This is a genomic window from Erwinia sp. MYb416, from assembly GCF_037479575.1.
Classification (GTDB): Bacteria; Pseudomonadota; Gammaproteobacteria; order Enterobacterales; family Enterobacteriaceae; genus Erwinia; species Erwinia rhapontici.
Map to the genome: position 1 here is coordinate 310,002 of NZ_JBBGYT010000441.1, position 23,666 is coordinate 333,667.

Annotated in this window: 25 protein-coding genes and 3 tRNA genes; 19 read left to right on the forward strand and 9 right to left on the reverse strand. The window is 54.0% G+C overall.

Going from position 1 to position 23,666, the window contains the following annotated elements:
* On the forward strand, positions 1–435 hold the full coding sequence (locus WH277_RS24890) for a VOC family protein (RefSeq protein WP_133842417.1): 435 nt from the start codon (positions 1–3) through the stop codon (positions 433–435).
* 168 nt (positions 436–603) lie between these two features.
* Entirely contained in the window at positions 604–1,809 is a 1,206-nt protein-coding gene (locus WH277_RS24895; protein WP_339507297.1) for an MFS transporter, read from the forward strand.
* 26 nt (positions 1,810–1,835) lie between these two features.
* On the opposite strand, the gene WH277_RS24900 is transcribed toward WH277_RS24895, so the two are convergent.
* A complete protein-coding gene (locus WH277_RS24900; protein WP_133842415.1) occupies positions 1,836–2,306 on the reverse strand; it encodes a YbaK/EbsC family protein in 471 nt (156 codons plus the stop codon).
* A 221-nt stretch (positions 2,307–2,527) separates the two neighbouring features.
* Positions 2,528–3,625, reverse strand: a complete 1,098-nt coding sequence (locus tag WH277_RS24905; protein WP_133842414.1) for a GGDEF domain-containing protein — start codon at positions 3,623–3,625, stop codon at positions 2,528–2,530.
* 249 nt (positions 3,626–3,874) lie between these two features.
* Between WH277_RS24905 and WH277_RS24910 the strand changes: the two genes are divergently transcribed.
* Positions 3,875–4,111, forward strand: coding sequence for a DUF1435 domain-containing protein (locus WH277_RS24910; RefSeq protein ID WP_133842413.1), 237 nt, complete (start codon positions 3,875–3,877; stop codon positions 4,109–4,111).
* A gap of 137 nt (positions 4,112–4,248) precedes the next feature.
* Here the strand turns inward: WH277_RS24910 and WH277_RS24915 are convergent.
* From WH277_RS24915 to rsmC, 4 genes are all read right to left on the reverse strand, one after another.
* Positions 4,249–4,335 (reverse strand) — tRNA-Leu (locus WH277_RS24915).
* A gap of 34 nt (positions 4,336–4,369) precedes the next feature.
* Positions 4,370–4,456 (reverse strand) — tRNA-Leu (locus WH277_RS24920).
* Between the two features lie 33 nt (positions 4,457–4,489).
* Positions 4,490–4,576 (reverse strand) — tRNA-Leu (locus tag WH277_RS24925).
* A 214-nt stretch (positions 4,577–4,790) separates the two neighbouring features.
* Positions 4,791–5,819 (reverse strand): 16S rRNA (guanine(1207)-N(2))-methyltransferase RsmC, encoded by a 1,029-nt coding sequence (rsmC, locus tag WH277_RS24930; RefSeq protein WP_133842412.1) that lies wholly within the window; start codon positions 5,817–5,819, stop codon positions 4,791–4,793.
* 107 nt (positions 5,820–5,926) lie between these two features.
* Here rsmC and WH277_RS24935 point away from each other — a divergent pair, with 107 nt between their 5' ends.
* From WH277_RS24935 to yjjG, 3 genes are read left to right on the forward strand one after another with little or no spacing between them, the layout of a single operon-like run.
* Positions 5,927–6,346 carry a DNA polymerase III subunit psi gene (locus WH277_RS24935; RefSeq protein WP_133842411.1) on the forward strand — a complete coding sequence of 140 codons (420 nt, stop codon included), beginning with the start codon at positions 5,927–5,929 and terminating at the stop codon, positions 6,344–6,346.
* Entirely contained in the window at positions 6,309–6,749 is a 441-nt protein-coding gene (gene rimI / locus WH277_RS24940) for a ribosomal protein S18-alanine N-acetyltransferase (protein WP_133842410.1), read from the forward strand. The genes WH277_RS24935 and rimI overlap by 38 nt, the downstream gene beginning before the upstream one ends.
* 15 nt (positions 6,750–6,764) lie before the next feature.
* Complete coding sequence (gene yjjG / locus WH277_RS24945) at positions 6,765–7,442, forward strand: pyrimidine 5'-nucleotidase (protein ID WP_159336853.1); 678 nt, start codon at positions 6,765–6,767, stop codon at positions 7,440–7,442.
* An 88-nt stretch (positions 7,443–7,530) separates the two neighbouring features.
* Here yjjG and yghU read toward each other — a convergent pair whose 3' ends face one another.
* The gene (yghU, locus tag WH277_RS24950; protein ID WP_133842408.1) at positions 7,531–8,382 is read right to left on the reverse strand and encodes a glutathione-dependent disulfide-bond oxidoreductase; all 852 of its coding nucleotides are present in this window, start codon (positions 8,380–8,382) and stop codon (positions 7,531–7,533) included.
* A gap of 144 nt (positions 8,383–8,526) precedes the next feature.
* Here yghU and WH277_RS24955 point away from each other — a divergent pair, with 144 nt between their 5' ends.
* The 10 genes from WH277_RS24955 to deoD all read left to right on the forward strand — a co-directional run bounded on the left by WH277_RS24955 (position 8,527) and on the right by deoD (position 18,586).
* Positions 8,527–9,174 carry a DNA-3-methyladenine glycosylase I gene (locus WH277_RS24955; protein WP_339507298.1) on the forward strand — a complete coding sequence of 216 codons (648 nt, stop codon included), beginning with the start codon at positions 8,527–8,529 and terminating at the stop codon, positions 9,172–9,174.
* A gap of 167 nt (positions 9,175–9,341) precedes the next feature.
* The gene (gene prfC, locus WH277_RS24960) at positions 9,342–10,931 is read left to right on the forward strand and encodes a peptide chain release factor 3 (protein ID WP_133842406.1); all 1,590 of its coding nucleotides are present in this window, start codon (positions 9,342–9,344) and stop codon (positions 10,929–10,931) included.
* 283 nt (positions 10,932–11,214) lie between these two features.
* Positions 11,215–11,829, forward strand: coding sequence for a molecular chaperone OsmY (gene osmY / locus WH277_RS24965; RefSeq protein ID WP_133842405.1), 615 nt, complete (start codon positions 11,215–11,217; stop codon positions 11,827–11,829).
* 129 nt (positions 11,830–11,958) lie between these two features.
* Positions 11,959–12,120, forward strand: coding sequence for a DUF1328 domain-containing protein (locus tag WH277_RS24970; RefSeq protein WP_133842404.1), 162 nt, complete (start codon positions 11,959–11,961; stop codon positions 12,118–12,120).
* Positions 12,121–12,215: 95 nt separating this feature from the next.
* Positions 12,216–13,265, forward strand: a complete 1,050-nt coding sequence (locus WH277_RS24975) for a patatin-like phospholipase family protein (protein ID WP_159336854.1) — start codon at positions 12,216–12,218, stop codon at positions 13,263–13,265.
* Positions 13,262–14,038 (forward strand): TatD family hydrolase, encoded by a 777-nt coding sequence (locus WH277_RS24980; RefSeq protein ID WP_171149245.1) that lies wholly within the window; start codon positions 13,262–13,264, stop codon positions 14,036–14,038. Before WH277_RS24975 ends, WH277_RS24980 begins: the two co-directional genes overlap by 4 nt.
* Positions 14,039–14,314: 276 nt before the next feature.
* Positions 14,315–15,094, forward strand: a complete 780-nt coding sequence (deoC, locus tag WH277_RS24985; RefSeq protein WP_171149244.1) for a deoxyribose-phosphate aldolase — start codon at positions 14,315–14,317, stop codon at positions 15,092–15,094.
* A gap of 121 nt (positions 15,095–15,215) precedes the next feature.
* A complete protein-coding gene (gene deoA, locus WH277_RS24990) occupies positions 15,216–16,535 on the forward strand; it encodes a thymidine phosphorylase (RefSeq protein ID WP_133842400.1) in 1,320 nt (439 codons plus the stop codon).
* A gap of 66 nt (positions 16,536–16,601) precedes the next feature.
* Entirely contained in the window at positions 16,602–17,825 is a 1,224-nt protein-coding gene (gene deoB / locus WH277_RS24995; RefSeq protein ID WP_167863341.1) for a phosphopentomutase, read from the forward strand.
* Between the two features lie 41 nt (positions 17,826–17,866).
* Positions 17,867–18,586: a purine-nucleoside phosphorylase gene (deoD, locus tag WH277_RS25000; RefSeq protein ID WP_133842398.1), complete on the forward strand. Its 720-nt coding sequence runs from the start codon at positions 17,867–17,869 to the stop codon at positions 18,584–18,586.
* A gap of 91 nt (positions 18,587–18,677) precedes the next feature.
* Here the strand turns inward: deoD and WH277_RS25005 are convergent, their stop codons facing one another.
* Together WH277_RS25005 and WH277_RS25010 are read right to left on the reverse strand one after the other, a co-directional pair.
* Positions 18,678–19,064: a DUF4354 family protein gene (locus WH277_RS25005; RefSeq protein ID WP_159336856.1), complete on the reverse strand. Its 387-nt coding sequence runs from the start codon at positions 19,062–19,064 to the stop codon at positions 18,678–18,680.
* Positions 19,065–19,179: 115 nt separating this feature from the next.
* Positions 19,180–19,896 (reverse strand): YtjB family periplasmic protein, encoded by a 717-nt coding sequence (locus tag WH277_RS25010; RefSeq protein WP_133842396.1) that lies wholly within the window; start codon positions 19,894–19,896, stop codon positions 19,180–19,182.
* A 152-nt stretch (positions 19,897–20,048) separates the two neighbouring features.
* Between WH277_RS25010 and serB the strand changes: the two genes are divergently transcribed.
* The 3 genes from serB to nadR are packed head-to-tail and all read left to right on the forward strand — an operon-like array spanning position 20,049 to position 23,657.
* The gene (serB, locus tag WH277_RS25015) at positions 20,049–21,026 is read left to right on the forward strand and encodes a phosphoserine phosphatase (protein WP_133842395.1); all 978 of its coding nucleotides are present in this window, start codon (positions 20,049–20,051) and stop codon (positions 21,024–21,026) included.
* A gap of 9 nt (positions 21,027–21,035) precedes the next feature.
* Positions 21,036–22,418, forward strand: coding sequence for a DNA repair protein RadA (radA, locus tag WH277_RS25020; RefSeq protein WP_133842394.1), 1,383 nt, complete (start codon positions 21,036–21,038; stop codon positions 22,416–22,418).
* A 12-nt stretch (positions 22,419–22,430) separates the two neighbouring features.
* Positions 22,431–23,657, forward strand: coding sequence for a multifunctional transcriptional regulator/nicotinamide-nucleotide adenylyltransferase/ribosylnicotinamide kinase NadR (gene nadR / locus WH277_RS25025; protein WP_339507299.1), 1,227 nt, complete (start codon positions 22,431–22,433; stop codon positions 23,655–23,657).
* The last annotated feature ends 9 nt before the right edge of the window (positions 23,658–23,666 follow it).

Below are 23,666 nucleotides of genomic sequence, written 5' to 3' on the forward strand. Positions count from 1 at the left end.
ATGAGTGCTCACGATGTGGGATTCACCCATGTAGCGTTTGAAGTGCAGGACTTACAAAAGAGTATCGATTTCTATCAGCGTTATGCCGGTATGCAGGTGGTGCATCAGCGCCAGCCGGGTATACCAGAAGCACAAGAGGTTGCCTGGCTTTCTGACCTCTCCCGCCCGTTTGCGTTGGTACTGGTGCAGACGGCTGTCAGAAGAGACACGCCGCTTGGCCCCTTCGGCCATCTTGGTGTGGCCTGCGCCACGCGTGAAGAGATTGACGCTAAAGTCGTGATGGCTGAGAAAGAAGGGGTACTGCGTAAAGCCCCGGTTGCGTCTCCCGCTCCTGTTGGGTACTGGGCGTTTTTTGCGGACCCGGATGGCAACACCCTGGAACTGTCATACGGCCAGCAGGTTGGGCTTCAGGCTATGATAGCCCGCGATATTTAGTGGTGAAATGTTAATTAACAGGCTAATTATTAGCCTGTTAACATAATGACATCGCCTTTTACAGTCTGAAGAGAACCCTGACAAAAGCGCCGTAATCTACGTCTGTCTTACATGCTATAAACAAATAATTAACATTCTTTGTGTGCCTTTAAGACAGGACTCTCTCCTATGTTTAACTGGACTTCGACTCAGCGCAACGTGGCGTTCGCCAGCTTTGGCAGTTGGACGCTGGATGCGTTTGACTTCTTTATTCTGGTGTTTGTCCTCAGCGATATTGCGGCGAATTTTCATGTCAGCATTACCGATGTGTCACTGGCGATTATGCTGACGCTGGCCGTGCGGCCTGTGGGGGCGCTACTGTTCGGCCGCCTGGCAGAAAAGTATGGTCGCCGTCCGATTCTGATGCTCAATATCATTGCGTTCACTATCTTTGAGCTGCTCTCCGCCTGGTCGCCCACGCTGATATGGTTTCTGGTATTCCGTGTCATTTATGGCGTGGCGATGGGCGGCGTGTGGGGCGTGGCTTCCTCGCTGGCGATGGAAACCATTCCTGACCGTTCGCGTGGGCTGATGTCCGGCGTGTTTCAGGCGGGCTATCCCTGCGGGTATTTGCTGGCATCGATCGTCTTTGGATTGTGCTACGGCCTGGTAGGCTGGCGCGGCATGTTTTTGATTGGTGCCGTGCCGGTTCTGCTGCTGCCGTTTATCTATTTTAAGGTGCCGGAGTCGCCGGTTTGGCTGGCTGCCCGTGAGCGTAAAGATACGGTGGCATTGCTGCCGGTACTGAAAAGTCACTGGAAGTTGTGCGTTTATCTGGTGCTGCTGATGGCCTGCTTTAACTTTTTCAGCCACGGTACGCAGGACCTCTATCCGACTTACCTGAAAGTGCAGCACGGTTTTGATCCCCACACGGTCAGCATTATTGCCATCTTCTACAATATTGCGGCGATCCTCGGTGGCATTTTCTTTGGTTCACTGTCGGAAAAAATTGGCCGTAAGAAAGCCATTATGATCGCGGCTTTCCTTGCGCTGCCTGTGCTGCCACTGTGGGCGTTTTCCAGCGGTTCATGGATGGTGGGTATCGGCGCATTTCTGATGCAGTTTATGGTGCAGGGCGCGTGGGGCGTGGTACCGGGCTGGCTAACCGAACTGGTGCCAGCCACTGCGCGAGCGGTGTTGCCGGGGTTTGTCTATCAACTGGGTAATCTGGTGGCGTCGGTGAATGCCACACTGCAATCGAAGATTGCCGTGGCCAACGGGAATAACTACGGGATGGCGATGGCGGTGGTTGCCGGAACGGTGGCGGTGCTGATCTGCCTGATTGTGGCGTTTGGTCGCGAAACGCGTGGGGTGAAGATCTCCGACAGCGCGTAGGGCCAGGCATGCCTGACCCTGTGTGCTTACAGGGCCGGGGGCTGGCAAACATCAACCCATTTGGCATCGGTCAGCTGTGCCATATACTCTGGCGAAATGCGTACTGCACTGTGGATGGCACCTGCGGCGGGCAGGACTTCCTGATAGTCCCTGAGCGAGATATCGCAATACACCGTCAGCGGATTTTCCAGACCAAACGGGCAGACGCCGCCCACCGGGTGCCCGGTGAGGCTTACCACTTCATCGGTGTTCAGCATTCGGGCTTTGGCACCCAGCGCCTCTTTCAGTTTGCGGTTATCCAACCGGGCGTCGCCACGGGTCACGATCAATACCACCTGGTCTTTCACTTTGAGTGACAGCGTTTTTGCAATCTGCCCCGGTTCAACCCGGTGGGCGGCGGCGGCAAGGGCAACGGTGGCAGTGCTTTCTGACAGTTCAATGATGTCAATTTCGGGTGCGCGATCGGCAAAAAACTGCCGTACAGACTCCAGACTCATGCTTATCTCCTGCTTTTTAAGGAGATAAAATTGCCATATTGTCAGCGGTCTGTAAAACGGAAAAACAGGTATTCACTGGTAAAGAATAAACTGAGATATTAATCATTAAAAAACTTAATTCGCGCTAATACCTTAATGGTAGGCTGTTTGGCGGGAGTTTGTATTAAAAAAAAGGTTAAGTTTTTAAAATGAATTGGCCCTAAAAAAGGCCAATTTCATTTTTAAAGTGCATCGGCGGGCTGGTTAAGCGGTTTTTTTATCATATCCTGATGAGAGAGGATGGTATTACGGCCCTGATTTTTTGCCAGATATAACGCACGGTCAGCATTGGCCAGGGCATTATCAAAGTCATCTTCAATCAACGGGGCAATCCCGGCGCTAATGGTGACATGTGTCGCTACCCGATCATTAAAACGATGAGGAATTTCCAGATCCAGTACGTATTGGCGAATACGCTCTGCCAGCTTCATCGCAATCGATTCATTAACATTCGTCAATAATACCAGGAACTCTTCACCGCCGTAGCGTGTGACGATATCGCGTGATCGCACCGCGTCACGGATAGCCACTGAAACGCGAGCCAGCGCCTGATCTCCCATCGCATGGCCATAGTTGTCGTTATAAGCTTTGAAATGATCAATATCCAGCAGCAGGACGAAGTGGCTGCCGGCATGATTATCGAGAATATTTTCCAGACGGTTTTTGAGTCCGCGTCGGTTATACAGCCCGGTGAGCGGGTCCAACATGCTCAGGTCACTGTAGGTCTCTTTCTCTTCATACAACTGGCTGACAAGGCGCCGGGTAAAGTTATCGCGCCGCCGTTGCATCAGATGGTGCAGGGTAAAGCCAAACAGCGGCAGGATGATGGTAAAGAGGATAACCAACGTATTCTGGCCGTGATCCAGCACCAGTACCGCCACAGACGCCGGGAGGGTGTGCAGACAGAAGGCGAACAGGTGATCGCCCAGCGCAATCGCACTGATAAAGAATACGCTGACCAGAGCGATCAGCAGATAGCTGCCATCAAAATAAAAGCTCTGGTGATACTTCAATACGATTTGCCATGCCCAAAGTAATCCTGTCAGCAGTGCGGCAATATTTAATAGCGGAAATTGACCTAAAGGTTTTAAAACCATCCATATTAACAACGTAATGCTCAATATTATGATGGCTGCCGTTGGTACAGTAACCATGGATGTGGCAATGCTATTAACATTAAACAGACAAAAGATGGCGGTAGCTGTGTTTAAAAAAAGAAATAGCATCAGCGATAGCCGATGCTTGCTGTGAAGCAATTCATCGTAGCTTTGTAATTTCATTATAGTTACTCGTGACTGCCCTGAAATATCAAAGTGCTGGCACGCAGACTCGACTGATATCTCGTAATTGGAATAGTTTAGAGCCGTTATTATTAGATTTTTCTGAATGGTAATCGTTGCCAATTTACCACTTAAACCTGGGGCTGTCATCCGCAGGGACAAAGTTTCAACAATGTTGCTGCAAAGTGATAAAAACTATCATATGCTATTGGTAATCATTATCATTTGAGATTGTGTGGGGTTAGCGGGATGATCGGTAAAAGACTGGACAGTGGGTGGGGTGTACTGATTCCTTGCGCCATGATGCCGCTGGTGGCGTTAATGGAGTTGTCATTCAGTGAGTGGCGTGTGCTGATGGTCGTGGCATTTCTGGCAACCGTGGTGATGCTGTTTCACAAGCGTCTGCGCCACTATATGCTGCTGCCTTCCTGCATCGCACTGGCTGGCGGTCTTGCGGCGATTTCAGTGAATTTTACGACGATCTGACCAGCGGAGATCATCCGGGCTGATAAACAAATAGCAGGGAGCGTTTTGGCGTCAGAAGTACGGTATGGATAAAGATAAGGCGGATGAATAATGAAATCAGAAGGGTATCGTGGGAGTCACTGCAGAGGGATTCAACATGGTGCGAAGAGAGGGACTTGAACCCTCACGTCCGTTAAGACACTAACACCTGAAGCTAGCGCGTCTACCAATTCCGCCACCTTCGCGTCCTGTTGAACTTTCTATTCATATCACCGCATTTGGTGCGAAGAGAGGGACTTGAACCCTCACGTCCGTTAAGACACTAACACCTGAAGCTAGCGCGTCTACCAATTCCGCCACCTTCGCGCAGATGCTGCGTAATATGAACAACGTGGTTTTTGGTGCGAAGAGAGGGACTTGAACCCTCACGTCCGTTAGGACACTAACACCTGAAGCTAGCGCGTCTACCAATTCCGCCACCTTCGCATACCCGCAACATAACAACGTTATATCGCAACCACGGAGGCGCATTCTAGAGATTTTATGAAGTACGTCAACAGTTATTTCTTATTGTCGAAACAATCGCCTGGAAAACCAACGGAAGCGGCTCATGCGGCCCTGACCCCTACGGATTCTGAGTTGAAATCCCAGGGGCGAGGCAAGCCTCGCCCGGTGCCATCATCCGACACGTCACAGAGGATTATTTCTTCGGTGGACGGCCTTTCACGGCACGGTAAACCTTGAAGCGTCCGTTCTGCAACAGCACTTCATGGCTGCCAAAGGTTTCGTCCAGCACCTGTGGGTAAGGCAGGAAGGCGTTCGCCACGATCCTAAGTTCACCGCCGGTGTTAAGGTGAGTAATGGCCCCCCGGATCAGCGTCTGTGCAGCATCCAGACTGGTCTGCACGCCGTCATGGAACGGTGGGTTGGAGAGGATCATGTCAAAGCGGCCCGGAATGTCGGAGTAGACATTACTGGCGAACACTTCACCTTCGAGCTGGTTCGCCGCCAGCGTGGCTTTACTGGCTTCAATTGCCGCCGCATTCACGTCGGTCAGCGTCAGGCGCACTTTCGGCGAGTGACTGGCCAGCAGGGCAGCAATCACCCCCGCGCCGCAGCCCATATCCAGCACTTTACCTTTGGTGTGCGGTTTAAGGGTGGAGAGCAGCAGCTGGCTGCCAATATCCAGTGCATCGCGGCTGAACACGCCAGGCAACGTTTTAATCGTGAGATCGCCGAGCGGGTATTCATCCCAGAAACTGTCAACGTCGAAGGTCGGTTGCTTGTCCAGGCGGCCATGATAGAGACCACAGCGGCGAGCGCTGTCGATCTTAGTGACCGTTGCCCAGCCTTCCAGCATCTGCTCCGCACTGCGAACGCCGCTGCGGTTTTCGCCGATAACGAAAATATCGCAGCCCACGGGCAGCAGTGACAGCAGATTCTGTAACTGGAACTGTGCTTCTGGTTTGTTCTTTGGCCAGTAATAGACCAGAGTGTTGCAGTCGGCGACCACCTCAGCGGTGGCAACCAGGCCATAATGGGCGCTTTCCCCAAGGGCACGGCTGAGGATCTGCCAGTGATGGTATTGCTGGGTATGTACCCGGCTCAGTGCCGTTTCCAACTGGGCGGGCAGGTCATCCTGCAGGTCACCAGCAAACAGCACGCGGCGTTCAGTAAACTCATCACTATGGCGCAGTATCACTTCACTGGCCGGGGTAAATGCGGACATCGATGGCTCCTTATAAATCAGAGCGGCGATTATAGTCGTTTGTTGGCGCAGTTTCGACGAATTTGCTAGCATGGCGACGCAATCAGGCGACCAGACAGGAAAAAAAGATGTCTTCCAGACGTGACTGGTTATTACAGCAAATGGGCATAACGCAGTATACGCTGCGGCGTCCGCGTGCCTTGCAGGGGGAAATTGCGGTGACCTTGCCCGCAGAAATTCGCCTGGTGATTGTGGCAGAAACGCCCCCGGTGCTGAACGATCCGTTAGTGATGGACGTTCTGCGCGCACTGAACCTGCATGAGCCGCAGGTGCAGATATTTACCCCTGACCAACTTATGATGCTGCCGGATGACGCCCGCTGTGCCAGCTGGTGTTTAGGGCTCGATGCTCCGGTGCCACTGGCCGGAACCCAACTGGCTTCGCCTTTGCTGGCGGAGCTTTATCACAATGCCGACGCCAAACGGGCGCTCTGGCTGCAGATTTGCCAACATGAATCAGATTTCTTTACTCACCCCGAACGATCTTGAACAGGCGTTTGCCATTGAGCAGCGCAGCCACGCTTTTCCCTGGTCAGAAAAAACCTTCTCCAGCAATCAGGGCGAACGTTACCTGAACTTTCGCCTGGAGGTGGACGGCGTGCTGGCCGCCTTTGCCATTACGCAGGTCGTGCTGGATGAAGCTACGCTGTTTAACCTGGCCGTTGATCCGGCGTTTCAGCGCCGTGGCCTCGGACGCCAGCTGTTACAGCATCTGATTAGCGAGCTGGAACAGCGCGGCGTACTGACGCTGTGGCTGGAGGTGCGCGCGTCTAACACGGCGGCTATCGCGCTTTATGAGCAGTTGGATTTCAATGAAGTCTCAATACGCCGCAACTATTATCCGACGATAGACGGTAAAGAAGACGCGATCATGATGGCTTTAACTATTTAACAGGGAACCTCACTGATGCTAAAAGACTGGGACTGGATTTTATTCGACGCTGACGACACGTTATTCCACTTCGATGCGTTTGCCGGTTTGCAGCGTCTGTTTCAGCAGTACGACGTGCAGTTTAGCCGTGCCGATTACGATGATTATCAGGCGATTAATAAGCCGCTGTGGGTGGATTATCAGAACGGGGCGATCAGCGCCTTGCAGTTACAGCATCAGCGTTTTGAGAGCTGGGCCGCGAAGCTGGATGTCACCGCTCAGGACCTGAACAGTGGCTTTTTGAGCGCAATGGCTGAGATTTGCACGCCGCTGGTCGGTGCCGTCGACCTGCTGAATGCGCTGAAGGGCAGGGTGAAAATAGGCATCATCACCAACGGTTTTACGGCCCTTCAACAGGCGCGTCTGGAACGTACCGGCTTCCTGGGCGTGTTTGATCTGCTGGTGATTTCTGAGCAGGTGGGCTATGCCAAGCCGCATCCGGCGATCTTTGATTATGCGCTGACCCGCATGGGCAATCCTGCGCGTGAGCGGGTGTTGATGGTCGGGGATAACCCGGATTCAGATATTCTGGGGGGGATTAATGCGGGTCTGGCCACCTGCTGGCTGAATGCTGATGGTCGGGCGCAGCCGGAAGGGATCAACCCGACCTGGCAGGTCACATCGCTGAAAGAACTCCAGGGTAAATTAGTGTAAGGGCGGACCGAAAAAAAGGCCCGCCCCCGACGTGTAGAGGCCGAACATTGTTTTCGATCGGCCCGTTTACGTTGCCCGGTCAGGTGTTTTACCGCCCCAGTTTGTCGAAATCTGATGCGTCGTGACGTTCAGGCAACTGCTCTTCCGGCGCACCCCATGTCCGGTTGACGATGCGGCCGCGTTTGACGGCCGGGCGCTGTGCGACTTCTTCGGTCCAGCGCACCAGATTTTTGTATGAGGCGGCATCAATAAACTCTGCGGCTTCATACATCAATCCCTGCACCAGCGCGCCATACCACGGCCAGATAGCGATATCGGCAATGCTGTATTCGTTTCCGGCAATGTAGCGATGCTCTGCCAGTTGCTTATCCAGCAGGTCGAGCTGACGCTTGGCTTCCATCGTGAACCGGTCAATGGCGTATTCAATTTTGACCGGGGCATAGTGATAGAAATGCCCGAAGCCGCCACCAAGATAAGGTGCCGCGCCCTGTAGCCAGAATAACCAGTTCAGCACTTCAGTACGTCCCGCCGCATCTTTTGGCAGGAAATGCCCGAATTTCTCCGCCAGATACAGCAGGATTGCACCAGACTCAAACACGCGAGTGCCCGGAACCGTGGTGGTGTCGAGCAGCGCCGGGATTTTTGAATTCGGGTTAACCGCAACAAAACCGGACGTGAACTGCTCACTTTCACCAATGCGGATCAGATGCGCGTCATATTCCGCGCCCTGCACGTTCAGTGCCAGCAACTCCTCCAGCAGGATGGTCACTTTCTGGCCGTTTGGTGTGCCCATGGAGTAGAGCTGCAACGGGTGTTTCCCGACGGGCAGGCTGGCTTCAGAACGTGCACCCGCGGTTGGGCGGTTAATGCTGCCCCAGGTGCCACCCAGACCTTTATTCTCGCTCCAGACTTTGGCTGGTTGATAGTCGTTGTTACTCATAGCAGTAATGGTCCTTTCTTAGGGGAACGGGATCGCGATGGCCTGAAAGTATGGACCATGCCGATAAATACAGTTCACATATAGCATTCTCTGCAACCCCAGGTTTATCCTCAATGAGCACTGTTGATCAAAAGGAGAGGAAAAATGGCGGCATCTGACAACGCGCATCTTGAGCAGGAGGGGCTGATAACAACCCTGGATGGACGGCGCTGCTGCGCCTGGCAGGTGACAATGCCTGACTATCATGATCGCGAATGGGGCAGGCCTGTGGTGAGCGATCGCCTGCTGTTTGAAAAAGTCTGCCTGGAAAGTTTTCACTCTGGCATGTCGTGGCAGATGATTTATAACAAGCGCGAAAACTTTCGCCGTGCGTTCGACGGTTTCGATTTCTCTCTCGTCGCGCAGTATGACGAGCAGGATGTGACGCGACTGATGGCAGATAAAAGCATTGTCAGAAACCGCGCCAAGATCCTCTCCGCGATTAACAATGCCCGCTGTGCGCAGAGACTGGTGGCAGAAGCCGGGTCACTGGCAGCCTGGTTCTGGCAGTTTGAACCGACAGCAGCCGATCGCCCACAGCGCATTGACCTGCATTACTGGCAAACGCAAAACACCTCACCGGAAGCGACAGCGATGTCGAAAGCATTGAAAAAACGGGGCTGGACGTGGGTGGGACCGGTGACCACTTACTCGCTGATGCAGGCGCTGGGGCTGGTGAACGATCACCTTGAGGGCTGCGGCTGCCGGGCCGAGTGTGAAGCTGAACGGGCGGCATTGCACAGGCCGTACTGAAGAGCAGTAAGCCTGCGCGCACGCTTTCGGTTGAATAAGCGCCGGTCAGTCATTGTGTCTGACGCCGGGATAGGCGAAAATGCCGACCATTATTGATTAATCGGCTGTGAAAACCGTCGCACGCGCTCTGCCGTGCACTGGCACAGCGCCAAACCAGAAGAAGCTTCATGTCAAATGCACCGTTTATGCAAGAGGTGGCTCGTCGCCGCACTTTTGCCATCATTTCTCACCCGGATGCCGGTAAAACCACCATCACTGAAAAAGTGCTGCTGTTCGGACAGGCTATTCAGACCGCCGGTACGGTAAAAGGCCGTGGCTCTAACCAGCATGCAAAATCTGACTGGATGGAGATGGAAAAACAGCGTGGGATCTCGATCACCACCTCGGTGATGCAGTTCCCTTATCGCGGTAGCCTGGTCAACCTGCTGGACACCCCAGGGCACGAAGACTTCTCCGAAGATACCTACCGTACGCTGACGGCGGTTGACTGCTGTCTGATGGTGATTGACACCGCAAAAGGCGTCGAAGATCGTACCCGTAAGCTGATGGAAGTTACCCGTCTGCGTGATACGCCGATCCTGACGTTTATGAACAAACTTGACCGTGACATCCGCGACCCGATGGAAGTGATGGACGAAGTTGAGAGCGAGCTGAAAATCGCCTGTGCGCCAATCACCTGGCCTATCGGCTGTGGCAAACTGTTCAAGGGCGTTTACCACCTGTACAAAGATGAAATCTACCTTTATCAGAGCGGTAAAGGCCATACCATTCAGGAAGTGCGCATCGTCAAAGGGCTGGATAATCCGGAGCTTGACGCGGCGATTGGTGAAGACCTGGCGGCACAGCTGCGTGATGAGCTGGAGCTGGTGCAGGGGGCTTCGCATGAGTTCGACCGCGATGCCTTCCTGGCAGGTAAATTAAGCCCGGTATTCTTTGGTACGGCGCTGGGTAACTTCGGCGTTGACCATATGCTGGACGGGTTGGTGGAGTGGGCACCCTCACCGATGCCGCGTGACACTGACGTACGTACCGTCAGCGCCACGGACGAGAAATTTACCGGCTTCGTGTTTAAGATCCAGGCCAATATGGACCCGAAACACCGTGACCGCGTGGCCTTTATGCGTGTGGTCTCCGGTAAATATGAAAAAGGCATGAAACTGCGTCAGGTCCGTACCGGGAAAGATGTGGTGATCGCCGATGCGCTAACGTTTATGGCGGGTGACCGTTCGCACGTTGAAGAAGCGTATCCGGGCGATATTATCGGCCTGCATAACCACGGTACCATCCAGATTGGCGACACCTTTACCCAGGGTGAGAACATGAAGTTCACCGGTATTCCGAACTTCGCCCCGGAACTTTTCCGTCGTATTCGTCTGCGCGACCCGCTGAAGCAGAAACAGCTGCTGAAAGGGCTGGTACAGCTGTCAGAAGAGGGGGCAGTGCAGGTGTTCCGCCCGGTGCACAACAACGATCTGATCGTTGGCGCTGTTGGGGTGCTGCAGTTCGATGTGGTGGTTGCGCGTCTGAAAAGCGAATACAACGTGGAAGCGATCTACGAAGCGATCAACGTCTCAACCGCCCGCTGGGTGGAGTGCAGTGACGCGAAGAAGTTCGATGAATTCCAGCGTAAAAATGAGGTCAACCTGGCGCTTGATGGCGGTGACAACCTCACTTATATCGCACCGACCATGGTGAACCTGAATATCACCCAGGAGCGTTATCCTGACGTGGTGTTCCGCAAAACCCGCGAGCATTAATCCCGCAGAGGGGCGGACCTTCTTTACCGGTCCGCCCTGAATCACCTTTACAGACTCCTCCTAAAACCCCTCTTTTTTGCTGCTTTATCCATCAAATCAACCACCATTCCCGGTGAAATCCTCATTACCGACTATATTCATGTCTACAGGACGAAAAATATGCGGCGCGATGGCTGCAACGTTCAATGGCAAAAGCAGCACGAATTGCCGACAACTACAGTCACGCCGTTTGTGACTGAAAAGCTCACCGTTGTGAGTGGTAAAAGACAAAAGGAACGAATCGATGATGAAGACTAAGATGACAAAAACCCTGATGGCGTTAGTGGTAGGTTCTGCTCTGGTAAGCGGTTCTGCTCTGGCAGAAGGCACCTTGATGAACAAAACAGAGTCTACGGCGGATAGCGCGGGTTCGAAAATCGATAGCTCTATGAAAAAAGTCGGTGGCTACATGGATGACAGCGGCGTTACCGCTAAGGTAAAAGCCGCATTGGTGGATAACGATGCGATTAAAAGCACCGATATTTCCGTTGAAACACACAGTGGTGTGGTGACACTTAACGGTTTCGTGACCTCGCAGGAGCAGGCTGAACTGGCCGTGGCCGCTGCGAAGAAAGTGGAAGGTGTGAAATCCGTTAGTGACAAACTGCACGTAAAAGACAGCACAAAACAGACAGTTAGCGGTTATGCCGGTGATGCAGCAACGACCAGCGAAATTAAAGCTAAACTGTTAGCTGATGACATCGTTCCTTCGCGCAATGTGAAAGTGGAAACCACCAATGGTGTGGTACAGCTTTCCGGTACGGTGAAAACCCAGGCGCAGTCTGAACGCGCTGAAGGCATTGCCAAAGCGATTGAAGGTGTTAAGAGCGTTAAAAACGATTTGACCGTTAAATCGTAATAAACCAGCGGCCCTGGTTTACCGGGGCCGCCAGTTGATTCATCTGCACAGAACAAACATTCCCCCTGCCTGGCAGGAGATGTGAATGATAAAAAATAGTTAGACTTCACTACTGGTAAGGAGAGACATATGTTTCGATGGGGTATTATTTTTCTGATTATTGCGCTGATTGCCGCAGTGCTGGGCTTCGGTAATTTAGTGGGTGCGGCTACAGGCGCAGCTAAGATTGTGTTTTTCGTCGGTATTATTATTTTCCTTGTCAGCCTGTTTACCGGGCGTAAAAAACTTTAGTCCCTGGCCTGAGTCGCTGAATAAGCAATAAGCGCCTCACGCACCTGACCAAGAACAGGTATCCTCTTTCTCTTTACCTTGAGAGGATACCTGGCTTGGGCACACGCATTCCGATAACCCTTGGCAATATTGAGCCACTGGCGTTAACACCCTTCCGGCCAGGCAAACTCGCTCTGGTATGCGAAGGCGGTGGGCAGCGCGGTATCTTCACCGCCGGTGTTCTGGACGCTTTCCAGCAGGCCCGCTTCAACCCCTTTGATCTGATGCTCGGCACCTCTGCCGGGGCGCAAAATCTCTCTGCTTTTGTCTGCGGCCAACCGGGCTACGCTCGCCGTGTCATCACCCGTTACACCACCCGTAAACAGTTCTTTGATCCGCTGCGTTTTGTGCGTGGAGGTCATTTGATCGATCTCGACTGGCTGATCGATGTGACCCGCAAAGAGTTCCCACTGGCCGTTGATGCCGGGGAGAAACTGTTCTCCAGCGGTCGCGAATTCTATATGTGTGCCTGCAGAAGCGACGATTATACGCCGGATTATTTTTCACCGACCGCCGATACCTGGCATGACATTATCAAGGCTTCCAGCGCCATTCCGGGTTTTTACCGGCCGGGTGTTGATCTCTCCGGCGTCAGCTATCTTGATGGCGGCATCCGCGATGCCATTCCGGTGCGCGAAGCCGCACGGCGCGGCGCGGAAACCATAGTGGTGATCCGCACGGTACCCTCGCAGATGACCTATACTCCTTTGTGGTTGAAACGCGTTGAACGCTGGCTGAGTGAGGGCGCACTGCAACCGCTGATCAACGTTTTGCAGGTGCATGAAGAGAGCTATCGCGAGATCCAGCGCTTTATCGACAACCCGCCGGATTCGCTGCGCATTATTGAAATCTATCCGCCGCGCCCACTGGCCAGCAACGCGCTCGGCAGTCGGATTGCTGCGCTCAATCAGGATTATCACCTTGGCCGCCGCTGTGGGCGTTATTTTCTTGCCACGCTCGGTCAGTGGCTAAACGACGGCAACCGTCTTATCCGGCGGCCGGTGGTGCCATTGCTGCCCGTTGCCAATGAACCGCATCGGCAGGGGATTAACCTGCCATCGTTGCCGGGTAATGATGAAGATTTTGATAAAGGATCGCTGGCATGACGCTGCGCTTTGTAGACACCCACTGCCATTTTGATTTTCCGCCGTTTGTGGGGGATGAAACGGCCAGCCTGCAACGGGCGGCTGCCGCAGGCGTTGAGCGAATTATTGCTGTTGGCGTCTCCGCAGAGCGCTTTGATGGGGTGATTGCGCTGGCTGAGTGCCATGATGCGGTTTATGCCGCGCTCGGCGTGCATCCAATGGCGATTGCAGAGCATCGGCCTGAGGATTTGCAGGTGCTGGAGCAGCATCTGCAACGGCGGCACCCGAAGCTGGTGGCGATTGGGGAAATTGGCCTCGATCTCTACATCGACAATCCGCAGTTCGAACGACAGCAGGCGCTGCTGGATGCGCAGCTTAGGCTGGCGCGTGATTATGACCTGCCGGTGATCCTGCATTCACGCCGCACTCATGACAAGCTGGCGATGCATCTGCGCCGTATCAGCCTGCCACGTTGTGGTGTGGTACATGGTTTTGCCGGCAGCGAACAGCAGGCGCTGGCCTTTATCCGTGCGGGCTATGCGATTGGCGTAGGCGGTACCATTACCTATGAACGCGCCAGTAAAACTCGGCAGACTCTTTCCCGGCTGCCGCTGACTTCGTTGCTGCTGGAAACCGACGCACCCGACATGCCATTACAGGGGTATCAGGGGCAGCCCAACCGTCCGGAGCGGGTCAGGGAAGTCTGGGAAACGTTGTGTGCCCTCCGGCCCGAATCCCCGCAACATATTGCTGATACTCTGCGAGAAAACACCCGTACGCTATTTGGCGTGTGAGCTGACTATACTTTTATCCTTCCACATAACGAAAAACAGAATGTTATAATTATAACATTTCCTTATGATGTCGCTGAACGCTGTTATTTGCCTCAGTGGCGCCTTGTTGCGTGATGAGCATCAAATTTCTTGCGAAAATGATGAAACAAGAATCCTTTTATTGTGAAATCACCCACAAAATAGTCTAATGCTGACTGTTATAATTTTAACATTACAGGGCGTCGCGGGTTGAGTATATGTCGACCCCGCCCTCATAAAACCTGTCTGGAGAGAACGATGTCCGATGTGAAATCTCAGGCGCTGCGTGCGCTGCAACTGATGGATTTAACCACGCTCAATGAGGATGATACTGACGCTAAAGTGATCGCGTTATGTCACCAGGCGAAATCTCCGGGTGGTAACACGGCAGCCATCTGTATCTACCCGCGTTTTATTCCGATTGCCCGCAAGACGCTGCGTGAGCAGGGGACCCCAGACATTCGCATCGCTACGGTGACCAACTTCCCGCACGGCAACGATGATATTGATATTGCACTGGCGGAAACCCGTGCAGCGATCGCCTACGGTGCGGATGAAGTGGATGTGGTATTCCCGTATCGCGCATTGATTGCGGGTAACGAAACCGTCGGATTTGAGCTGGTAAAAGCCTGTAAAACTGCGTGTTCAGACGCTAACGTGCTGTTAAAAGTAATTATTGAAACGGGTGAGCTGAAAGAGGAAGCACTGATCCGCAAAGCATCCGAAATTGCCATCGATGCAGGCGCTGACTTTATCAAAACCTCAACGGGCAAAGTGCCGGTTAACGCCACCCCTGCAGTGGCGGAAATCATGATGCGTGTGATTGCCGAAAAAGGGGTCAAGCAGCAGGTCGGCTTTAAGCCTGCCGGTGGCGTGCGCACCGCCGATGATGCTGCACTGTATCTGAAACTGGCAGATGACATTCTGGGCAGCGACTGGGCCGATGCCCGCCATTTCCGTTTTGGCGCTTCCAGCCTGCTGGCCAGTCTGTTAAATGCGGCGGGCTTCTCAGGCGCAACCAGCGACAGCAAATACTAACAGCTGACGGGTCAGGTCTGCCTGACCGCTGTGACGGCGGGTATCACCATCCTGTTTACCCGTAGGGGTAGGGCATGCCCTACCCGTTGAACCATTTTCGCTATTAATACCGGGGGTTACCGTGTTTCTGCCACAAGAAATTATTCGAAAAAAACGTGATGGACAGGCGCTAAGTGAAGAAGAGATCCGTTTCTTTATCAATGGTGTGCGTGATAACACGGTCTCTGAAGGGCAGATTGCTGCACTGGCAATGACGATTTACTTTCACGATATGTCGCTGCCTGAGCGCGTGGCGTTAACCATGGCCATGCGTGACTCCGGTTCGGTACTCAACTGGAAGGCGCTTAATCTCAATGGCCCGGTGGTGGATAAACACTCCACGGGGGGCGTTGGCGATGTGACCTCCCTGATGCTGGGGCCAATGGTCGCGGCCTGCGGCGGCTATGTACCGATGATCTCTGGCCGTGGCCTTGGTCATACCGGCGGCACGCTGGATAAGCTTGAGGCGATCCCCGGCTTTGATATTTTTCCGCAGGACGATCGTTTCCGCCAGATCATTAAAGAAGTGGGTGTGGCGATCATTGGCCAGACCAACTCACTGGCACCGGCAGATAAACGTTTCTATGCCACACGTGATATTACCGCCACAGTTGACTCGATTCCGCTGATTACGGCGTCGATCCTCGCCAAAAAACTGGCTGAAGGCCTGGATGCGCTGGTGATGGATGTGAAAGTGGGGTCAGGTGCGTTTATGCCGACGTTTGAAAAATCAGAGGCGCTGGCGCAGGCGATTGTTGGCGTGGCGAACGGCGCGGGATGCAAGACCACCGCGTTGCTGACGGACATGAATCAGGTGCTGGCATCCAGTGCAGGAAATGCGCTGGAAGTGCGCGAAGCGGTGCAGTTCCTCACCGGTGAATACCGCAATCCGCGACTGCTGGAAGTGACGATGGCGCTGTGCAGCGAGATGCTGCTCTCCGGTGGCCTGGCAACGTCGGCAGATGATGCGCGCAGCAAGCTTCAGGCTGTGCTGGATAATGGCCGTGCGGCTGAAATATTTGCCCGTATGGTGGCAGCACAGAAAGGACCGACAGACTTTATTGAACGGATGGACAGTTATTTGCCTGCACCGATGTTGAGCAAAGCGGTGTTTGCCGACAGGCCTGGCATCGTTAATGCCATGGACACGCGTGCACTTGGCATGGCGGTAGTATCGCTGGGTGGCGGCCGTCGTCGCGCCAGTGACAGTATTGATTACAGCGTAGGTTTCAGCGATGTGGCGCAACTGGGTGATGCGGTGGACGGTCAGCGTCCGCTGGCCGTGATCCACGCGTCTGATGAAGCCAGCTGGCAGGAAGCGGCCAGCGCGGTAAAACGCGCCGTTGCCGTTGGGGAGGGCGTACCCGCCTCAACGCCAGTTATTTATCGCAGAATATCCTGAGAAGGAGTATTCTGTTCTGATCGCATTTTTTTAACGCTCATCGCGACTATCGCGCAGGAGATCAGGATGAAACGTGCATTTATCATGGTGCTTGATTCCTTTGGGATCGGGTACAGCAAAGACGCCGACAAGTTTGGCGATAAAGGCTCGGATACCCTCGGACATATTGCTGAGGCGTGCTTCAAGGGTGAAGCAGACAAAGGGCGTAAAGGCCCACTCCATCTGCCCAACCTCACGGCACTGGGTTTAGGTAAAGCGGCGGAAGCCTCCAGCGGTAAATTCCCGCTGGGGCTGGATAAAGACGCCGAGATTATTGGCGCTTACGCATACGCCAGCGAGCTCTCCTCCGGGAAGGACACGCCGTCTGGTCACTGGGAAATCGCCGGTGTACCTGTGCTGTTTGACTGGGGGTACTTCAGCGATCTGGAAAATAGCTTCCCGCAGGAGCTGCTCGATCTGTTGGTGGAAAAAGCCAATTTGCCGGGTTATCTCGGCAACTGCCACTCTTCCGGCACGGTGATCCTCGACCAACTGGGCGAAGAACATATGAAAACCGGTAAGCCGATTTTCTATACCTCTGCCGACTCGGTGTTCCAGATTGCCTGCCACGAAGAGACCTTCGGCCTTGATCGCCTCTACGAACTTTGTGAGATTGCCCGTGAAGCGCTTACCGAAGGGGGGTACAATATTGGCCGCGTGATTGCGCGTCCGTTTATTGGCGACAAAGCAGGAAACTTCGAGCGTACCGGGAATCGTCACGACCTGGCGGTAGAGCCGCCTGCGCCAACCGTCCTTAAAAAGCTGGTTGACGAGCAGGGCGGTGAAGTGATTTCAGTGGGTAAAATTGCGGATATCTATGCGCATGTCGGCATCACCAAAAAGGTGAAGGCGACCGGCCTGGATGCGCTGTTTGATGCCACTGTCGCTGAAATGAAAACAGCGCCGGACAACAGTATTGTGTTCACTAACTTTGTTGATTTTGACTCAACCTGGGGACACCGCCGCGATATTCCTGGCTATGCCGGTGGGCTGGAGTTATTCGACCGCCGTTTGCCTGAGCTGATGGCACAGGTGAAAGAAGGGGATATCCTGATCCTCACCGCTGACCACGGCTGTGACCCAAGCTGGCAGGGCACCGAGCATACCCGCGAGCATATTCCTGTGCTGATTTACGGGCCGGGCGTTAAGCCGGGTGATTACGGTTATCGCGATACCTTCGCCGATATCGGTCAGACGGTCGCTCACTATTTTGGTCTTTCACCCATGGAATACGGTAAGCCGTTATTCTGAAGGTTGAAGTAACACTCTATTTTTTGAGATAAGGATGAAACATGGCTACGCCACACATTAACGCTGAGATGGGTGATTTCGCTGACGTTGTGCTGATGCCGGGCGATCCGCTGCGTGCAAAGCACATTGCTGAGACCTTCCTGCAGGACGCCGTGGAAGTGAATAACGTGCGCGGTATGCTGGGCTACACCGGGACTTACAAAGGCCGTAAGATCTCCGTCATGGGTCACGGCATGGGCATCCCGTCTTGCTCTATCTATGCGAAAGAGCTGATCACCGAATTCGGCGTGAAAAAAATCATCCGTGTGGGCTCCTGCGGTGCGGTACGTGCCGATGTGAAACTGCGTGACGTGGTGATTGGTATGGGTGCCTGCACCGATTCCAAAGTGAACCGCATGCGTTTTAAAGACCACGATTTCTCAGCGATTGCTGATTTTGACATGGTCCGTAACGCGGTTGATGCAGCGAAAGCGCTGGGTGTGAAAGCGCGTGTGGGCAACATCTTCTCTGCTGACCTGTTCTATACGCCAGACCCACAGATGTTCGACGTGATGGAAAAGTACGGCATTCTGGGTGTGGAAATGGAAGCTGCAGGCATCTACGGCGTGGCCGCAGAGTTTGGCGCCAAAGCGCTGACCATCTGCACCGTATCTGACCATATCCGTACCCATGAGCAGACCACCGCCGCAGAGCGTCAGACCACCTTCAGCGAGATGATTGAAATCGCGCTGGAATCTGTGTTGCTGGGCGATAAAGAGTAATTTCTCCCGCGAGGCTGGCATTCAGCCAGCCTCCGTTTATCAGCGTTCCTTTCAAAAAATCACGCGAAATGCCGCGCGCAGCCGACCTTCATTAACGACATTTGTCCGTAATCTTCACCCGGTTGATATCAAACACACTGTCGTCAGCGGCAGAGAAAATCACCGGCCCTGTGACTTTGCCCTGAGGTTTTAATTTCCCGCGCGCCAGATGCTCATCAACACGGTCAACCGGGAATTCCCGGCCATCACGCGAATACCCTTTCAGGCAAAACATCTGCAAGTCGATATTTTTCGCTGTGGTATTTTTCAGCGTAACGTTAAACGTTTTCCCGTAATTATCCAGGCCATCTGACGACAGGGATTTCAACTCTTTTTGAGTGGAATAAACAGCGATCCCGGATTGATCTGCGGCAACAGCAGCAGCAGAAAAACACAGGCCCACAGTGGTCATCGTGATGATAATAAAGCTCCGTTTCATCGTTGTACTCCTTAGTTTTCAGGCATCAAGAACGCATAAGCGCTCGGGAGTGTTTAAGATGCAGCTGAGGTGAAAAGGAGTACAGAACACGAAAAGCTATTTCAACGGAATAGCTTTATTTGCTGTTAGATAAGGAAGACGTCGCTTTATTTTCTGTATCGGAAGCCGGAGGGCTACCGACTGTTTCAGCGTCTGTTTCACTCTCGTCATCATCCTCTTTCACCGGATTGTTTGCGGTGAGCAGGAACGGCGACTGCTGCCAGCGGGTACGACGATCGCGCAGCAGAGTACGGGAGAGAATAATGCCGATGGCCAACGCCAGGATCATCATTAAGCGCAGTATATTGGTGGTGTTATCCACCTGCTTAGCTTCGGTGACCAGTACATGGGTATCCAGCGTGACGCGCAGAAATCCGCGCGGGCCGTCTTTGCTCGCCAGCGGCTGGACAATCTGATGGTTAAAGTAACTACCGGCACGCTGGCCATCCAGTGCCAGGCGGTCGCGTACGTTAATGCTTTCACCGCTGTGTGCGATCAAACTTCCCTCGCTGTCATACAGTGAAGCATCAAGAATGCGGCTTTCATGGGTCATCTGGTCGAGTGAATCGATAATTTTTTGATGATTATCATCCGGATTGTCCATCAGCGGCGTCAGCGTCCAGGCGACCTGGCGTGTCAGCGTATGGGCCAGTTCTTCAACCTGTTCAGAACGCGCCATCTGGTGCCCCAGACTGAACCACGAGGCGCCCTGCATCAGCACGACCAGGAGTGTCAGGCAAATCAGGACGATCACCGTACGGTGAAGACGAAACTTCAGTTTGGCTTTTGCCATCTCAACCCTTCAATCCTGGAGAAAGAACCGCTTTCCGGTCATTAGCTTTATGTTGCCAGAAGGCGGGCTTACAGGGTAGCCTCTTGCGTGGTTTTAATGCTCTGCCTATGTTGAGCAACAATAGTGATAATTAAGTCCTTACAGGAGCTGTGATGCCAAATAGCCTCACCTGGTGCGACCTGCCTGCCGAAGTCTCTCTCTGGCCGGGGTTACCTCTATCTTTGAGCGGTGATGAAGTGATGCCGTTGGATTACCGTGCTGGCCGTACCGGCTGGTTGCTGTATGGGCGCCAACTCGATAAGGCCCGACTGACAGAATATCAGCGCCAGTTAGGCGCTGCGATGGTGATCGTCAGTGCCTGGGTGGTGGAGGATTATCAGGTGGTACGCCTGGCCGGTTCCCTGACACCGCGTGCGATGAAGCTGGCCCACGATGCGGGCATGGATGTTGCTCCGTTAGGGCGCATTCCCCACCTGAAAACGCCAGGTCTGCTGGTGATGGATATGGACTCCACGGCGATTGAAATCGAATGCATCGACGAGATCGCCAAACTGGCGGGCAGCGGCGAGCTGGTGGCGGAAGTCACCGAGCGTGCGATGCGCGGTGAACTGGACTTCGCCGCCAGCCTGCGTCAGCGTGTGGCCACGTTGAAAGATGCCGATGCCAACATTCTGAAAACCGTGCGTGACCAGCTACCGTTGATGCCGGGCCTGACTTCGCTGGTTGCTAAGCTGCAGGCGCTGGGCTGGCATGTAGCGATTGCTTCCGGCGGCTTCACGTACTTTGCTGAATACCTGCGCGATACGCTGCACTTGTCGGCGATTGCCGCCAACGTGCTGGAAATCCGCGATGGCAAGCTGACCGGCGAAGTGCTGGGCGACATCGTTGATGCACAATATAAGGCAGACACGTTGCGTAAGCTGGCTGCCCGGTTTGAGATTGCTCCAGAGCAGACGGTGGCCGTCGGTGATGGCGCCAATGATCTGCCGATGATCAAAGCCTCAGCGCTGGGCATCGCCTATCATGCCAAACCGAAAGTGAACGAGCAGACCGAAGTGATTATTCGTCATGCTGACCTGATGGGCGTCTTCTGTATTCTCAGCGGCAGCCTGATCCACGAAGAGCGTTAAGGGGTAGATTTGGCCAAAGCGGTAAAGCGCGCCTTTGTCTGTAACGAGTGCGGCGCAGATTATCCTCGCTGGCAGGGCCAATGTAGCGCCTGCCATGCATGGAATACGATTACTGAGGTGCGTCTGGCGGCATCGCCTGTTGTTGCGCGCAATGAGCGCCTGACAGGTTACGCCGGTAGCGCCGGGCCAAGCCGCGTGCAGAAACTGTCGGACATCAGTCTCGACGAACTCCCGCGGTTTTCCACCGGTTTTAAAGAGTTTGACCGTGTGCTGGGCGGTGGTGTGGTCCCGGGCAGTGCGATTCTGATCGGGGGTAACCCCGGCGCGGGGAAAAGTACCCTGCTGTTGCAAACCCTGTGCAAGCTGTCAGAAGGGATGAAAACCCTGTATGTCACCGGGGAAGAGTCGCTGCAACAGGTGGCGATGCGCGCCCATCGTCTGGGATTACCCACTGAAAATCTGAATATGCTGTCGGAAACCAGCATCGAGCAAATCTGCCTGATCGCCGAGCAGGAGCAGCCGAAACTGATGGTGATCGACTCGATACAGGTGATGCATATGGCCGATATCCAGTCCTCTCCCGGTAGTGTCGCGCAGGTGCGTGAAACCGCAGCCTATCTGACCCGTTTCGCCAAAACCAAAGGTGTCGCCATCGTGATGGTGGGCCACGTGACGAAAGACGGTTCCCTGGCAGGGCCGAAGGTGCTGGAACACTGTATTGACTGTTCGGTACTGCTGGATGGTGATGCGGACTCGCGTTTCCGTACCCTGCGCAGCCATAAAAACCGCTTTGGTGCGGTGAATGAGCTGGGCGTGTTTGCCATGACCGAGCAGGGGCTGCGTGAAGTGAGCAACCCATCGGCGATATTCTTAAGCCGTGGCGACGAAGTCACCTCCGGCAGTTCAGTGATGGTGCTGTGGGAAGGAACACGTCCGCTGCTGGTGGAGATTCAGGCGCTGGTGGATCACTCGATGATGGGTAATCCGCGGCGCGTTGCGGTGGGCCTGGAGCAGAACCGTCTGGCGATCCTGCTGGCCGTATTGCACCGCCACGGCGGCCTGCAAATGGCCGATCAGGATGTGTTCGTCAACGTCGTGGGTGGGGTGAAAGTGACGGAAACCAGTGCCGACCTGGCCCTGATGCTGTCGATGGTTTCCAGTCTGCGTGACCGCCCGTTACCGCACGATCTGGTGGTGTTTGGTGAAGTGGGGCTTGCGGGGGAGATCCGCCCGGTGCCAAGTGGTCAGGAGCGTATTTCCGAGGCGGCTAAACATGGTTTCCGCCGTGCCATTGTGCCGATAGCGAATGTGCCGAAGAAGCCACCGGAAAATATGAAAGTGTACGGTGTGAAGAAGCTGGCTGACGCGTTGTCTATACTTGACGAATTATAATGGAGTGAGTCCATGTCATCGTTTGACTACCTTAAAACCGCCATTCGCCAGCAGGGCTGCACCTTACAGCAGGTATCTGATGCCAGCGGTATGACCAAGGGGTACCTCAGTCAGCTGCTGAATGCGAAAATCAAAAGCCCCAGCGCGCAGAAGCTGGAGTCGCTGCACCGTTTTCTCGGGCTGGAGTTTCCGCGTCGCGAGAAAACCATTGGCGTGGTGTTTGGTAAATTCTACCCGCTTCATACCGGTCATATTTATCTGATCCAGCGCGCCTGTAGCCAGGTGGACGAGCTGCATATCATCATGGGTTTCGATGAGCCGCGCGATCGCCAGCTGTTTGAAGCCAGCGCCATGTCACAGCAGCCCACGGTCAGCGACCGTCTGCGCTGGCTGCTCCAGACCTTTAAATACCAGAAAAACATTCGTATTCACTCATTCAATGAAGAGGGAATGGAGCCGTATCCGTACGGTTGGGACGTCTGGAGCCACGGCGTGCAGTCGTTTATGGACGATCACGGCATTGTGCCGAACTGTATCTACACCAGTGAAGAGGGGGATGCCGAGCAGTTCAGTACCCACCTCGGTGTCGAGACCATTGTTATTGATCCAAAACGTTCATTTATGAACATTAGCGGCGGGCAGATTCGTCAGGATCCGTTCCGCTACTGGGAATATATTCCCACTGAAGTGAAGCCCTTCTTCGTGCGCACTGTGGCGATACTCGGCGGTGAATCGAGCGGGAAATCCACACTGGTCAATAAGCTGGCGAATATCTTCAATACCACCAGTGCCTGGGAGTTTGGCCGCGATTACGTCTTCTCGCATCTGGGCGGCGACGAGATGGCGTTACAGTATTCTGACTACGATAAGATCGCCCTCGGCCAGGCGCAGTACATCGACTTTGCGGTCAAATACGCCAATAAAGTGGCGTTTATCGACACTGACTTTGTGACCACGCAGGCATTCTGTAAAAAGTATGAAGGCCGTGAGCATCCGTTTGTTCAGGCGCTGATTGACGAGTATCGTTTCGATCTGGTGATCCTGGTGGAAAACAACGTGCCCTGGGTGGCCGATGGGCTGCGCAGCCTGGGCAGCTCGGTGGATCGCAAAGAGTTCCAGTCACTGCTGATCGCCATGCTTGGCGAGAATAACATCAACTATGTTCACGTTGAGCAGGACAACTACGACGAGCGCTTCCTGCGCTGCGTCGAACTGGTGAAAGAGATGCTGGGCGCTTAAATATCGCTG